Origin of the sequence: Shewanella sp. MTB7, assembly GCF_027571385.1 — a bacterium.
Taxonomy (GTDB): domain Bacteria; phylum Pseudomonadota; class Gammaproteobacteria; order Enterobacterales; family Shewanellaceae; genus Shewanella.
Window position 1 is genome coordinate 2,636,030 of record NZ_CP085636.1, and the last position, 14,722, is coordinate 2,650,751.

The 14,722-nt window shown below is 42.1% G+C and carries 16 protein-coding genes; 12 read left to right on the forward strand and 4 right to left on the reverse strand.

All coding sequences use genetic code 11. The features are described 5' to 3' along the window. Positions 1-128 precede the first annotated feature (128 nt). Entirely contained in the window at positions 129-1,538 is a 1,410-nt protein-coding gene (locus tag HWQ47_RS11175; protein ID WP_269971193.1) for a sensor domain-containing diguanylate cyclase, read from the reverse strand. Between the two features lie 189 nt (positions 1,539-1,727). After that, complete coding sequence (locus tag HWQ47_RS11180; protein WP_269971194.1) at positions 1,728-2,327, reverse strand: Maf family protein; 600 nt, start codon at positions 2,325-2,327, stop codon at positions 1,728-1,730. A gap of 315 nt (positions 2,328-2,642) precedes the next feature. On the opposite strand from HWQ47_RS11180, the gene yceD reads away from it, so the two are divergent. The 11 genes from yceD (at position 2,643) to HWQ47_RS11235 (ending at position 11,120) form a co-directional block, all read left to right on the forward strand. Further along, complete coding sequence (yceD, locus tag HWQ47_RS11185) at positions 2,643-3,167, forward strand: 23S rRNA accumulation protein YceD (protein ID WP_269971195.1); 525 nt, start codon at positions 2,643-2,645, stop codon at positions 3,165-3,167. Between the two features lie 18 nt (positions 3,168-3,185). Beyond that, the gene (rpmF, locus tag HWQ47_RS11190; protein WP_143563628.1) at positions 3,186-3,356 is read left to right on the forward strand and encodes a 50S ribosomal protein L32; all 171 of its coding nucleotides are present in this window, start codon (positions 3,186-3,188) and stop codon (positions 3,354-3,356) included. A 14-nt stretch (positions 3,357-3,370) separates the two neighbouring features. After that, entirely contained in the window at positions 3,371-4,399 is a 1,029-nt protein-coding gene (gene plsX / locus HWQ47_RS11195; RefSeq protein ID WP_269971196.1) for a phosphate acyltransferase PlsX, read from the forward strand. Between the two features lie 12 nt (positions 4,400-4,411). Continuing rightward, positions 4,412-5,371 carry a beta-ketoacyl-ACP synthase III gene (locus HWQ47_RS11200; RefSeq protein WP_269971197.1) on the forward strand — a complete coding sequence of 320 codons (960 nt, stop codon included), beginning with the start codon at positions 4,412-4,414 and terminating at the stop codon, positions 5,369-5,371. A gap of 52 nt (positions 5,372-5,423) precedes the next feature. Next, positions 5,424-6,350, forward strand: coding sequence for an ACP S-malonyltransferase (gene fabD, locus HWQ47_RS11205; RefSeq protein WP_269971198.1), 927 nt, complete (start codon positions 5,424-5,426; stop codon positions 6,348-6,350). 9 nt (positions 6,351-6,359) lie between these two features. Next, positions 6,360-7,106, forward strand: coding sequence for a 3-oxoacyl-ACP reductase FabG (gene fabG / locus HWQ47_RS11210; protein ID WP_269971199.1), 747 nt, complete (start codon positions 6,360-6,362; stop codon positions 7,104-7,106). A 163-nt stretch (positions 7,107-7,269) separates the two neighbouring features. Further along, the gene (acpP, locus tag HWQ47_RS11215) at positions 7,270-7,503 is read left to right on the forward strand and encodes an acyl carrier protein (protein ID WP_012324673.1); all 234 of its coding nucleotides are present in this window, start codon (positions 7,270-7,272) and stop codon (positions 7,501-7,503) included. Positions 7,504-7,675: 172 nt separating this feature from the next. Next, positions 7,676-8,914, forward strand: coding sequence for a beta-ketoacyl-ACP synthase II (fabF, locus tag HWQ47_RS11220; protein ID WP_269971200.1), 1,239 nt, complete (start codon positions 7,676-7,678; stop codon positions 8,912-8,914). A gap of 194 nt (positions 8,915-9,108) precedes the next feature. Further along, positions 9,109-9,477: a hypothetical protein gene (locus tag HWQ47_RS11225; RefSeq protein ID WP_269971201.1), complete on the forward strand. Its 369-nt coding sequence runs from the start codon at positions 9,109-9,111 to the stop codon at positions 9,475-9,477. 86 nt (positions 9,478-9,563) lie between these two features. After that, positions 9,564-10,040 (forward strand): acyl-CoA thioesterase, encoded by a 477-nt coding sequence (locus tag HWQ47_RS11230; protein WP_269971202.1) that lies wholly within the window; start codon positions 9,564-9,566, stop codon positions 10,038-10,040. Positions 10,041-10,247: 207 nt separating this feature from the next. Beyond that, positions 10,248-11,120 (forward strand): NAD(P)-dependent oxidoreductase, encoded by an 873-nt coding sequence (locus tag HWQ47_RS11235; protein ID WP_269971203.1) that lies wholly within the window; start codon positions 10,248-10,250, stop codon positions 11,118-11,120. 57 nt (positions 11,121-11,177) lie between these two features. On the opposite strand, the gene cdd is transcribed toward HWQ47_RS11235, so the two are convergent. Both cdd and sbcB read right to left on the reverse strand, forming a co-directional pair. Continuing rightward, positions 11,178-12,071 (reverse strand): cytidine deaminase, encoded by an 894-nt coding sequence (gene cdd, locus HWQ47_RS11240; RefSeq protein WP_269971204.1) that lies wholly within the window; start codon positions 12,069-12,071, stop codon positions 11,178-11,180. Between the two features lie 95 nt (positions 12,072-12,166). Continuing rightward, the gene (gene sbcB, locus HWQ47_RS11245) at positions 12,167-13,579 is read right to left on the reverse strand and encodes an exodeoxyribonuclease I (RefSeq protein WP_269971205.1); all 1,413 of its coding nucleotides are present in this window, start codon (positions 13,577-13,579) and stop codon (positions 12,167-12,169) included. A gap of 332 nt (positions 13,580-13,911) precedes the next feature. On the opposite strand from sbcB, the gene HWQ47_RS11250 reads away from it, so the two are divergent. Next, positions 13,912-14,721 carry a hypothetical protein gene (locus tag HWQ47_RS11250; protein ID WP_269971206.1) on the forward strand — a complete coding sequence of 270 codons (810 nt, stop codon included), beginning with the start codon at positions 13,912-13,914 and terminating at the stop codon, positions 14,719-14,721. The last annotated feature ends 1 nt before the right edge of the window (position 14,722 follow it).

The following is a 14,722-nucleotide window of genomic DNA, read 5'->3' on the forward strand; positions in this document are numbered from 1 at the left end:
AGAATTAACACGTTTGAGATTGACACTGTTAAATTTGGTTTGTATAAAGGGCTGCATATGCGGGCCCTTTGTGTCCATTCTTAGTGCTATATTCAGTGTAAACTATACCAGTGGCTTAAACTGGATGTTTATTGCGAGGGAGGCTGACGTATATATGCTGTTTTCCATGAAATGAATTCTAGCTTTTCATTACGTTTGTTATCATACATATCTTTATCAGCCTTACAGATGATAGAGGAAAGATCCATATTAACGTCATTCACTAAATAATGACCAATACTGGCAGACATGGGTAAACTTTGTCCTTTTATATCAATATCGATAAAAAGTTGGTTGGAGAATCTGTCACACAGATCTTCGACCTGTAGTTGATAATCTTCAAATAACGCCCCATGTGATAAGCTTGCCAGTACGATAAATTCATCGCCGCCAATGCGAGCAACAATCTCATTGTCTCCTGCCGCATCTTCAATTCTAGCAGCAACATACCTTAGTACTTCGTCACCCTGATGGTGACCATATTGATCGTTGATCTGTTGAAATCCATCTAGATCAATATAGAGGACAGCAAGTTGCATTTGGCCCATTTCTTGTGATCTTAATTTATTTTCCATAACTTCAAATAGTGCTCGTCGATTTAACAAGCCTGTTAATGGGTCATGATTTGCCAAGTGTTGGCTCTTCTCTTTTGCTGCGTGAATGTCAGTAATATTGTGGGCCGAAACAATAACACCGACAATCTGTCCTTTTTCATTGTAGTAAGGATTGTGAAGTATATTTATGTACTGCGGACTTGTAAGGTGGGGAGGGTGGATCCATTCTTGTGTCCGTATGGTTTCTCCTTTTAGGGTGCGATCAATTAGTGGTTTGAGCTGTTCATTAAATACTTGTGCACCATGCACCTGTTCGACAGTCTTGCCGACAATATCCTTTCCAAGCTTATTGAATAAGCTTTCGTAACCTTTGGAAACAATATGGTAAGTATAAGAATCATCGACAAACGACATTAAGTGTTCTGTCACTGCAATCATCTGTTTATGGAGCGCGAGCTCTCGAGAAATGAGTAGACGTTTATATTCCACTCCAATCCGTTGTGCAAGTAACCTAAAAAACTCTTTAGACTTCATACTTTCAGTTTGTGGCAATGTGTCCATGACTAAAATATGGCCAACTGGGTTGCCATCATCATCTAGAATCAGTTCGGCTTGGTAGCTGTTAGCTCCAAGATCTTTGATGAGTTGAAAGTTAGGAAAGCGAGTCTGCAGATCTTTGGCATAAAGTAGATGAGTATCGGGGTACCTTTGTTGATAAATATGTTCACAAGGGGAGCCATCTAGATTTAACTCGAACCCAGGTACATTGTGTTTCAGATCACAAAAGGCAACCACTTCGGCTTTTCCAATGATTTCTGAGGGTCTGCCAAAGGCAGCCCAGCGGCATTGGGTTACAAGTGCAAGTGCTTTTAATGCGCGTTGAAAAAAACGTTCGTCAGTACAGGGGGCAGCGAGTAGTGCCAGTGCTTCTTCAATATCAGTCATCGACCATTCCCAAAAATAACAGTGTTCAGACTTCCGTGTCTAAAGAGGTGAATTAGTGTGTTTTTTGATTGGAAAATGGGGCGTTATAATGTCGACCTTCTCGCCCCTTGTAATATATTGTAGTTGTGATTTCGGTAAATGCAGTTTTTCTGACTGAACTCAGAGTTTTTATTTGCGGATAGTGAGTTTTTAGACTAGCGGTTTTGAAGTCAGTACCTCATAACCTTGGGTTGCTAGCATGTCAATTAGAGTGATTAGAGGTAAGCCAACCAAGGTATTAGGATCTTTACCTTCTAATTGTGTAAAAAGAGCGATGCCTAAACCTTCACATTTAAAACTTCCTGCACAGAAGTAAGGTCGTTCAGTTTGCAGGTAATATTCGATCTGTTCTGGAGTGAGCTTTCTAAAGTGTACATTAAAAGTTTCAACACGAGTGTCACTCTGACCAGTACTTATATTGTGTAATGTCAGCCCTGTATAAAAAGTGATGATTTGATTAGACGCGCGTGTCAGCTGCTCTACTGCTTTTTCATGTGTGTGTGGTTTACCTACAATAGTCCCATTAATAACGGCGACTTGATCAGATCCGATAACCAGTCCTTGAGTGTATTGTGAAGCGCCCTCAATGGCTTTTTCTTGAGCGAGACGCATCACTAAATTTTCTGGAGACTCACCTTCATAAGGGGATTCATTAATATCGGGCGAACAAGTATCGAAGGGAATATTTAATTTCGCCAATAGTTGCTTTCTAAATGGGGAGGTTGAAGCGAGAATTAGACGGGGTGACATAATGTGGTTCCATGTTAGTATCAGTAAAAGAGACGCTATGAAAGTCAAAACGTAAACGTTGAGCCTAATTGAGCTTCGAAGTTTAGCTCTGTTTGTTCTCAAAACCTCACTCTTTTTGTTTATCTAGCAAAAAAAGGTGCGTTCGCTTCTATTTTGAGCGTGAGTAGCTTGAGTAAATCTTCTAGCTTGGGTAAAATTTACTATCCATTAATTTATGTTTTTAGAGCTCGAAAATTCGGTAAATCAACGTTCTTATTACAAGAAGGCTAATTTTCCTTTGACTCTAAGGATTTCAAACTATAATATGCGCGCCTTATGCAAACAGTAAAGATACCGGTTTCAATTGATCCAACACGCGCTGCTGCGAGTCAGCTTTCTTATGAAGGTGCGATTCCTAGTAAGCAGTTAAAGCGATTAAATGAGTTAAGTGCCGGCGACTGTTCCGATGTGGTAGTGTCGATTGAATGTGGCGAAGATATACAGGGGATAGTCTACCTTAGAGGGAAGGCTGTGACGGAGCTCACTCTGAACTGTCAACGTTGCATGACACTATATACTACAAAGGTTACGGTCGACTTCAATTTTACTCCTTATGGGAATGGAAATGAAATCGATGAGCTCCCGGATGCGTATGACCCTATTGAGTGTAATGAAATAGGCGAGGTTCGTCTGCATCAATTGATTGAAGATGAATTGATAATTGCTATGCCCTTGATACCAATGCATTCTGACGAAAGTTGTAGTAAAGGTGATCAAGACATAGTTGTAGGCGAGATTGAACCTTCTCAAGAGGAACGTCCAAATCCGTTTGCAGTGTTAGAAAAACTGAAGAGCAAGTAACCTAGGAGACAGGTCAAAATGGCTGTACAAAAGAATAAAAAATCTCGTTCAAAGCGCGGAATGCGCCGTTCACATGATTCATTGAGTACTCCTCAATTGTCAGTGGATTCAACGAGTGGTGAACTACACCGTCGTCACAACGTGACTGCGGATGGTTTTTATCGCGGTGTAAAGGTTATTAACAAGTAATTGTTGATACCTTTATGACAAATCTGACGCTTGCGTTAGATGTGATGGGGGGCGATTATGGCCCCCGTGTCACAGTGCCTGCAACTTTGCAGGCACTTCATTTATATCCTTTTCTACATGTTGTCCTTGTTGGCAACCAGCCTGAAATAGAATTCTTTCTCATCAAGGCTGAATTCAGTATTCGTCAAAGAATTGAGATTATCCATACGACAGAAGTTGTCAGTATGTCGGATCGTCCTGTTCATGCCCTCAGAAATCGTAAACAAAGCTCTATGCGTTTAGCCATTGAGCAAGTTCGTGATGGAAAAGCACAGGCGTGTTTGAGTGCCGGGAATACCGGTGCATTGATGGCAATTGCTAAAGTGCTGCTTAAGACGTTACCTGGTATTGATAGACCCGCACTGGTCTGTTGTTTACCCGCTGTGAACAATACTCCTGTGTATCTACTCGATCTTGGAGCCAATGTGTCTTGTTGTTCTGAAACTCTTTTCCAATTCGCAGTCATGGGCTCAGTATTGTGTGAAGCTGTTGATAAGGAAAGTTACCCTAAAGTTGCCCTGTTAAATGTGGGTATTGAAGAGATAAAGGGTAACGATCAAGTACAACAAGCGGGGCAGCTTTTACAACAATGCCCACAAATTAACTATGTGGGCTTTATTGAAGGTAATGATATTTATTCCGGAAATGTTGATGTCATTGTATGTGATGGTTTTGTGGGTAATATTACCTTGAAAACGTCTGAAGGAATCGCAAAATTGTTAGTTAGTCAGTTGGAACAAGGATTAACTAAAGGTTTTTTTGTGCGATTAATGGCCAAACTGATCGCCCCTCGAATAAATTCTGTCCTTAAACAGATGAACCCCGACCACTACAATGGTGCAAGTTTGATAGGATTGCGCGGAATAGTCGTAAAAAGTCATGGCAGCGCTGATGAATCTGCTTATTTGCAAGCGATAACACTTGCAGTGACCGAGGCGCAACGTAGACTCCCAAAGATGATTGAAGAACGTCTTGAGTCGATTCTTTTAGATATTAATAACTGATACCTCCTTAATATGCATACAAAAATTCTTGGAACTGGTAGCTATCTACCAGCACAAGTGCGCAGCAATCAAGATCTGGAAAAGATGGTAGAAACCAATGACCAGTGGATTGTTGAACGTACAGGTATCTCTGAGCGCAGGATTGCTGCTTCTGATGAGTCGGTATCGACTATGGGTTTTGAAGCGGCGAAGAGAGCACTAGAGATGGCCGGAATCGAGGCGAGTGAACTCGATATGATCGTTTGCGGTACCACGAGTGCAAGTAATGCATTTCCTGCTGCAGCGTGTGAAATTCAAGCTATGCTTGGCGTCCATACTATTCCTGCTTTTGATATTGCAGCCGCTTGTTCGGGCTTTGTATATGCGCTATCAATTGCCGATCAGTATGTTAAATCTGGCATGGCTAAAAAAGTGCTAGTGATTGGTGCCGACGTCTTATCGCGTTTGTGCGCACCAGAAGATCGCAGCACTATAATTTTGTTTGGTGATGGCGCTGGTGCGGTTGTTATCGGAGCATCAAGCGAACCGGGTATTTTGTCGACACATATTTATGCTGATGGTAGACAGGGTGATCTTCTTAAATGTTTATTCCCTTCACGAACAGGGGAATCAACAGCAGCTCTTGGGTACATGACCATGAAAGGCAATGATGTCTTCAAAGTGGCTGTGACCCAACTTTCCCATGTTGTGACCGAAACGTTACGTATTAACCAGATTGATAAATCAGAAATCGATTGGTTAGTACCACATCAAGCCAACTTCCGTATTATTAAGGCTACCGCTAAAAAACTTAATATGAGCTTAGACAAAGTGGTACTGACGCTAGCGAAGCATGGTAATACGTCAGCGGCATCTGTGCCGATAGCCCTTGATGAAGCTGTTCGTGATGGTCGTATTCAACGTGGTCATTTAGTGATGTTAGAAGCATTTGGCGCAGGCTTTGCCTGGGGCAGTGCATTAGTTCGTTTTTAATTACTGTTAAAGCAGCAATTAATTTTTATCTTGAATGTGATAGGTAGAATTCATGGAAAATTCAGCTTTTATCTTCCCTGGCCAAGGATCTCAAGCCATTGGGATGTTGGCAGAACTTGCTACTGAGCACGACATTGTGGCTCAAACTTTCTCTCAAGCAAGTGATGTATTGGGCTATGACCTCTGGGAACTGGTACAGCAAGGGCCTGTCGAAACACTCAATGAAACCGACAAAACACAACCTGCACTATTGGTAGCCAGCGTGGCAATATGGCGTGTGTTTGCAGCCAGTGGCAAGCCACTACCGAGCGTACTCGCAGGTCATAGCTTAGGTGAGTACTCAGCGTTAGTGTGCGCAGGTGTCATCGATTTTACTGAGGCAGTTAAGTTAGTCCAATTGCGTGGTCAGTTGATGCAGCAAGCGGTACCAGCTGGTAGCGGCGCTATGTTTGCCATCATAGGTTTAGATAATGATGTCATTGCCAAGGCTTGTGAACAAGCTTCACAAGGCGAAGTGGTGAGCCCTGTTAACTATAATAGTCCTGGACAGGTGGTCATCGCTGGCAGTAAAGCGGCGGTTGAACGTGCAGCCGCTCTATGCAAAGAGGCGGGGGCTAAAATGGTTGTGGCTTTGCCTGTTAGTGTGCCTTCTCACTGTGAGTTGATGCGACCAGCGGCGGATAAATTAGCCCTTGCGTTAGCGTCTATAGAATTTAACGTGCCAAAGATTAATGTGATTAATAATGTTGATGTTGCTGCACCTACATCAGGCGAAGATATCAAAAATGCGCTTGTAAGGCAGTTATACTGTCCGGTACTTTGGGCTGACACCGTGACAACTATTGCGAACATGGGTGTGACTAACTTATATGAAATCGGACCAGGAAAAGTGCTTACTGGACTTGCAAAACGCATTGATCGCTCGCTTACTGCCAAAGCAGTTAACGATGTGGCATCACTCGCAGCATTGACCGCATAGGAGATTTAAATGAGCGTAAGTATAGATTTAACTGGAAAAGTGGCTTTAGTTACTGGTGCGAGTCGTGGTATTGGTCGTGCGGTTGCAGAAACACTAGTAGCAGCAGGTGCAAGAGTTATTGGCACCGCGACGAGTGAGCGTGGCGCAGCTGCGATTCAAGAGTACTTAGGTGATAATGGTCTAGGCTTAGTTTTGAATGTAACAGATAGCCAATCTGTTACTGATTTGTTTGCTGCAATAAAAGAGAAAGAGGGCGATGTTAGTATTCTTGTTAACAACGCTGGTATTACTCGTGATAATTTACTGATGCGGATGAAAGAAGATGAGTGGGGTGATATTATAGATACCAACTTAACATCGATATTTCGCACCTCAAAAGCCGTTATGCGTTCTATGATGAAAAAACGTCATGGTCGCATTATCAATATAGGCTCTGTTGTAGGCTCTATGGGAAATCCAGGCCAAACAAACTACTGCGCAGCTAAAGCTGGATTGATAGGATTTACAAAATCTCTTGCAAGAGAGGTTGCATCTCGTCAAATAACAGTGAATGCTATTGCTCCTGGATTTATCCAGACAGACATGACTGATGAGCTGACTGAAGAGCAGCAGCAAGGTATCATGTCGCAGGTGCCGATGGCGAGACTTGGACAAGCACAAGAGATCGCCAGTGCTGTACTATTTTTAGCTTCGGACTCTGCTGCATACATTACTGGAGAAACTCTCCATGTAAATGGTGGCATGTACATGGTTTAAAGGGTGATATAAAAGCGGCAGCACTTTATTTTATTGATATTTAGTGTCAATATAGAGCCATTTTCGTGGTTAGACCACGAAAGTTAAGCTTGCAATGTGTGTCAAATTGAATAAACTACTCGCAATCTTACGCAAGTGCGTAATTTGAATAGGAAAGAAACTAATGAGCAACATCGAAGAACGTGTAAAGAAAATCATTATTGAGCAACTAGGTGTTAAAGAGGAAGACGTTAAGTCTGCTGCATCTTTCGTTGACGACTTGGGTGCAGATTCTCTGGACACGGTTGAGTTGGTTATGGCTCTAGAAGAAGAGTTTGATACCGAGATCCCTGATGAAGAAGCTGAAAAGATCACTACTGTTCAAGCAGCAGTTGATTACGTTTCAAAGAATCAGTAATCCTGAATTCTAGAAAACAGGCAGCATTTATGCTGCCTGTTTTTGTTTCTGGCTCTTGGAAATTGCGTGTTCCCTTCACTAGTATTTTAATTTCTAACGGCTCAGAACTCACATTATTTAGAAGTAAATAGATACTTCAATCATGTTTAACTCAGTACATAAAGGTGAAAACGTGTCTAAACGTCGTGTAGTCGTAACAGGCCTTGGCCTGATCACCCCAGTAGGTAATACCGTTGATTCAAGTTGGGAAGCGCTGCTTGCTGGCAAAAGCGGTATCACCTCGATAACCAAATTTGATGCTAGCGAGTTCACTACTCGTTTTAGCGGCTCAGTCAAAGATTTTGATGCTGAGCAATACATGTCCCGTAAAGATGCCCGTAAGATGGATCTCTTTATTCAATACGGCATGGCAGCAGGAATACAAGCTGTGACTGATTCAGGTCTGGATATGGATAAGATAGATCCTGCCAGAGTCGGTGTTGCTATTGGTTCTGGTATGGGTGGTATGCCATTGATTGAGCAAGGACACAGCGCTTTATTAAAAGGTGGTCCTCGTAAAATATCTCCATTTTTCGTACCCAGTACCATTATTAACATGATCTCAGGTCACATTTCTATCAAATATGGTATGACAGGTCCTAATTTTGCCGTAACAACAGCCTGTACTACAGGTGTGCATAATATTGGGTTTGCAGCTAGAACTATCGCTTACGGTGATGCAGACGTGATGGTGGCAGGCGGCGCTGAAGATGTAACTTGCCCACTCGCCGTTGGAGGTTTTGCCTCGGCGAAAGCGTTGTCGACTCGTAATGATGATCCACAAGCGGCTTCCCGTCCTTGGGATAAAGACCGTGATGGTTTTGTTATTGGTGACGGCGCTGGTGTGATGATTTTGGAAGAGTATGAACATGCCAAAGCCCGCGGTGCAACCATTTATGGTGAGCTTGTCGGTTTTGGTATGAGTGGTGATGCATTTCATATGACATCGCCTCCAGCCGATGGTGCAGGTGCTGCGGCTGCTATGGTCAATGCCATCAATGATGCAAAGCTTGCTAGAGAGCAGATTGGCTATATCAATGCTCATGGTACTTCGACGCCAGCAGGTGATAAAGCTGAAGTGGCGGCGATCAAGTCAGTATTTGGCGAACATGCACATAATCTGTTGGTTAGTTCAACTAAGTCTATGACAGGTCATTTATTAGGTGCAGCGGGTTCAGTTGAGGCCATTATTACTTTGCTTGCCCTTAGAGACCAAATTATTCCACCGACCTTGAACTTAGACAATCCAGATGAGGGTTTTGATCTCGACTTTGTGCCTCATTCTGCACGTAAACATGAATTCGAGTATGCCTTATGTAACTCATTTGGCTTTGGTGGTACTAACGGCTCTCTTCTATTTAAGAAAGCCTGAAGTTAATATTCGTTAATACTGATTTTTAAGAGAAAAAGCGCCTATATGGCGCTTTTTTATGTTAGATCTGTTTTTAGATTAACGCTAAATATCCTTTTGATTAACCTTAGTTCATATTCGATTAATCTCTTGGAAGCCTTATGAGATAGGCAGATACTGTGATTCTTAAAATATAGCCTCAGGACAGATCTAACATGTTAAACCTAATCGTTGTTCCATTAATGCCATTGGTCGGCGCTTTAACTGCTAATTTGAATGAATTGATCCGAGGTGAATCTGCTCAACAGCACCCTAAAATGTCGATTGGAGTAAAAACGTTTAGCTTAGCAGTGGCTGGGTTTGCCGTGGTTTGGTTTGCCCTGTTGATCACAGCTATATATACAAGTGGAAATATTAGTACACGTGCCGGTGTGGAAGTGTTGATGCTTTTTCTTGTTGGTTTTGGCTTAACAGTTGTTTTCAAAGCATCACGTTTTATCAGTGATAGCGCTCAGTTGTGGATCTATCGATTGGCATTACCTATCATCCTACTCTCAAGCGCGTTAGTGATACAATTTGGCTGATCTGATACTCATCAATAGATAACTTGTACTGTCTATTCAATTTTTGTCGTACAATTAATATTATTCTAAATGAATTTGAGATAGTTATGGCTGGAATAGAGCGCCAAGTAACCCTAAGATTTCTTGCTGAACCCGCAGATGTAAATTTTGGTGGCAAAGTTCACGGCGGCGCAGTGATGAAATGGATCGATCTCGCGGCTTATGCTTGCGCTGCTGCGTGGAGCGGTAAATACTGCATCACAGCTTATGCTGGCGGAATACGGTTTGTAAAACCTATTCATGTGGGTAATATTGTCGAGACCAGTGCCAAAGTTATTTACACCGGTCGTTCCTCAATGCATCTGGCAATCGATGTGAAAGCGGGAGATCCTAAGCATCCTGAACGTTATTTAACAACACACTGTATTGTTATTATGGTTGCTGTCGATGACGAAGGTAAACCTACCGATGTTCCTGAGTGGAAACCGCTGTTCGATGAAGATATTGCCCTTAGGGATTCGGCAATACGCTTGATGGAGATGCGCAAAAAAATAGGCGCGGAGATGGAAGCTCACATTAAATAATCGTTTATGTTAATCAGTTTATATAAAAAAGACGCGTTTACGCGTCTTTTTTTATGTCTCAAATTAGGTTCTCTAATCAAGGGTATATTTGACATTTTCATAGGATAAAACAGCATATTATTGTGTTGCCCATTTAGGTATGATTAATAAAAATTAACTCGAAAAGTTACGTCGTTAAAAATTGTATCCAACTCAATAGGAATAAAAATGGCAAAAGTAGCATTTATTGGCTTAGGCGTAATGGGTTATCCGATGGCGGGACACTTAGTTAACTATGGCCATGAAGTGACGGTCTATAACCGCACTCAAGCACGAGCCGATGCTTGGGAAGCTGAGTTTGGTGGGACATCTGAACTGTCACCATATGAAGCAGCTAAAGATAAAGAGTTTGTTTTTGTTTGCGTGGGCAATGATGACGATCTTCGTCAAGTCATCTTAGGTGAGACTGGGGTGTTGAATGGAATGAGCATCGGGACTATTTTGGTTGATCACACCACCGCATCTGCTGATGTAGCCAGAGAGATAGGTGCATTAGCAGCCACTAAACAGATTGGCTTTCTTGATGCACCAGTATCTGGTGGACAAGCTGGTGCTGAAAAAGGCAAGTTAACGGTAATGACTGGCGGAGATGAAGTCATTTTCGCAAGGACGAAACCTGTCATAGAAGCCTATGCTCTTTGTGTTGAGTTACTGGGCGAAATAGGCGCAGGTCAGTTGACTAAGATGGTTAACCAAATCTGTATTGCAGGTGTGGTGCAAGGCTTGGCAGAAGGGCTTCATTTTGCCCGTAATGCTGGACTCGATGGCGAGAAAGTCGTTGCGGTGATAAGTAAAGGTGCTGCGCAGTCTTGGCAGATGGAAAACCGCTATCAAACCATGTGGCAGGGAGAGTATAACTTAGGATTTGCTGTCGATTGGATGCGAAAAGATCTCAATATTGCACTAAATGAAGCCCGTAAAAATGGTTCACGATTACCACTTACTGCACTGGTTGATCAATTTTACTCTGAAGTTCAGGCAAGCGGAGGTAACCGATGGGATACCTCAAGTTTATTGGCTAGGCTTGAAAAGAATCGATAATAATGAATATCGAAAAGGACTGAAAATACAGTCCTTTTGTTAAACATCAAGCGAGAGCTAGGCTGCAGGCTCTAAAACAATATGTTCTAACTGTACCGCAGCTACCGCATGTAATGCGTCCATCGTAGCCCCAACTAAAGAGATTTTGCCATGAGCTGATTCGATCAGCACCGCGCGGTTTATTTCACTGAACTCTCGATTATGTCTTGCCATGGTTGAGAGTGCCATCTGCATCGGTAACATCGAAGGATTAAAAGCTGCATTTTCAGCATAGCGACCACAGTAAGTTGCACCATCTTTAGTTTCCAACACTACGGCTGCGTAGCAGTTGGTATAGGGTGCATAGCTTAAACCTGCATGATCCAAAGCTTCGATAATCATTGGATCTGAACTATCTAAGCTGAGTTCATGTTGCTGCTTAGATAACAATGGTTCTGTGACATTGAGATCACTCGGACCAAATGCATAGGGAAGGTAATGGGATAAGGGTTGAGCCTTTTGCTCTGGTAGGTGGATCACGACCTTTTGTCCTTCTACCATCTCATTCATAAACTGGCGGCAGTGACCACATGGAGAGAAGTTCACAATGACATCTAAAATCTGACGTTCGCCGTTGAGCCAAGCATGACTGATGGCACTTTGCTCCGCATGAACAGAGTGAAACAGCGCTTCACCGCAAAGTTCTAGGTTCGCGCCCATGTAGATATCGCCGCTTTTGCCTTTGGCGATAGCACCAACATGAAATTCACTGATAGGTGGCTTAGCAAGTGCTGCTGCAATCGGCAGTAGCGCCAGAAGAAGTTCATTCTCCTCTAATTGACTTTTACTCGCTAGCATAGTGAGTTGTTGAGCATCAATATGTCCTGCAAAGTCAGTATTAAGCAGAGGTATTAATGCATCTGATAACGATTTTGGTAACTGAGCTATGCACTTTATAAATCTATCTTGCATATTCTAGATCCTATAATTGTTAAGCTAATGAACCACAGTTTAGTAATGGGTGTGCATTCTTAATGAGATCGCTATCTCATTTAGCGATTTACACCTTATAAGTTACTAAGGTAATGACATAAAGCTGTCAGTAGTTTCTGTTTGTCTTCATTTTGTGATGTTTCATTAACCAAATTTTCTAGCTTGAACATATAGTCAGGATCATTAAGCCTGTTTTGACAGAACTCTCTCCATCTCATCGACTCTGAATCATCAAAGAGTTCAGGGTAATTACGGCCACGATACCTAAAGAGCATCTCTTTAAGTCGACTATCATCGAAGTGTAGTTCAAGGGCGGCTAAGTTTTGCGGTAACGTATGACGGATGATTTCCATCTTAGCTTTGTCGGCTGAGCTAAAGAATCCACCGCTATAAAGTTGTAGATCAGGATCTGTCGAACTAGATTCATATTCAACGTCAAATACGGACACTAGCTTTTCCCTTAATTCAGGGTGTTGCTTAAGTAATTTATACTGCTCTCTGGCAAAGACTTTATCGATATCGAGTCGCTGTGCGTTCTCATCGGTTAATATTTTTGTCGACGCAATAAAAGGACATTTATTGATATGTACTTGCTTAACACTGATGGGGAGCTCATCGGGAGCAAGATCAGCACGTCTGGTATACATGCGTTCTCTTATTTGCTCTACATCCAGTTCAATCAGAGGCGTGATATCCATGGCCAAGTTTACGCAGATGATGGCATTTTTATTGGTTGAATGATGGGCTACTGGCGCAATGATGGTGGTGCAGCCATGAAGTGAGCTGATCTTTGAACTGACATGGATAAGAGGTTGCATGTTGAGCACATCAATTAGCTTTGATACTTCTTGTTTTTTTCTTAGTCCAAAGAAGTAATCAAATAGCTTTGGTTGTTTCTCTTTAATCAGCTTTGCCATATCGATAGTGGCGTAAACATCTGACATGGCATCATGGGCCTTCTCGTGACTCAAACCATTCGCTTGTGTCAGGTGCTCGAGTTTAAAGCTAGGAGAACCATCCTCTTTTTGAGGCCATTCAATGCCTTCAGGCCTGAAGGCATAACAAGCTCTGACGAGGTCTATTATATCCCATCGGGAGTTACCTTGTTGCCACTCTCGAGCGTAGGGATCATAAAAGTTTCGATAGAAACCATAGCGAGATACTTCATCGTCAAATCGAATAGAGTTATAGCCGGCAACACAGGTATTAGCTTGAGAAAATAGAGTGTGAATTTTGCCAATAAATTCAGCTTCTGGTATCCCTTTTAAATTAGCTAATTGAGGAGTGATCCCTGTGATTAAGATTGCTTCAGGTGATGGCAGGTAATCATTGGCGACTTTGCAATAAAATGTTTCAGGCTCACCAATAATATTGAGATCATAATCGGTTCGGATCCCTGCAAACTGTGAAGGTCTGTCTTTAGCCGGATTGGCACCGAATGTTTCATAATCGTGCCAGAAGATAGTGGGGGTCGCGCTTGAAGACATAGATGAAGGCTTTTGGAGGTTATTTTGGCTAATCATAGCATTGTATTTAGTGGTTTGTCCTTAGTCATCAATAGGGAGGTAAGGCCGATTTCAGATACTATGGTTTAGATTTTTTTGAATTGAACTGTCAGCCATATGAAATGGTGGACTTACAATGGATATAGAACGAAATGTAGTGGCTGATGATGAATGGACATAACGCGAATATGTGAAGGTGTCGGTGGCTTTTCCTTAAATGAAGATTTCATACTAAGTCTTAAGTTTGAATTAGTTAGATGGCTGGTGCAAGTATTAGAAGCAAGGTACAATCTTTCCTCAATTAGAGGTGTAGTATGTTTGAACCCTTATTAACTCAACCAGAGATTATCACCATAGATAAAAGGTGTCGGTTGAAAGTGAGTTTGCATGAAAGTACCGCCGATTTTTGTCTGCTTCAAGTGATGAGTGGACATATTGGTGAGTTTATTGTTGTGTCAATAACACCTGATGCTCTGTCTATCATGGTGAGATTGCATCCATTCTTGTCTGTCAATGTCGAATCATATCCTTTAGATGAACATAAAGCTCTGTCGGTTTTATCCCGCGGAGTAGGGCAAGGATGGCGACTATTTCCTGGCTTAGGAGTATCACCAATTATGTGTGCTCAAGATTTAAAAGCAGGGGTAGATATTACAGTTTCATTTACTGAGCATGCCGATGTAGCACTTGAAAACGAGCCTCAATGGCAGTTGGTACCGCTAGAGAAAGATAGGCGTTTGTTTCATGGCCCCAAAGAGTTATTAATCGCAGAGGCTTTGGTGGCAAAAGATGTCAGTTATGAACTCTCAAGTCAGCAATTACTGCTAGAAATTTGTGATGTGGAGAATGTTAGAAGAAAGCTCTTACGTTTTAGTGTCAGTGCTGAAGTTTGTGGTCATCCAGAATTGAATGACAAAATCTCTGATATAGATGCCCAGCTTATTAAGAAAAAACAATGGTTGTCTCAGCGTTATCATCATTCTGTCGAACGCCTAAATTGGCAAACATCCGCTAACCATGAGCAAAAACATGATCTGCAATCCAGACAGTTAGAGTATTATAGGCTGCTATCAACGACGGCAATTAATGAGATGGTTCAACAGCTCATTAAAGATGAAGATTGAT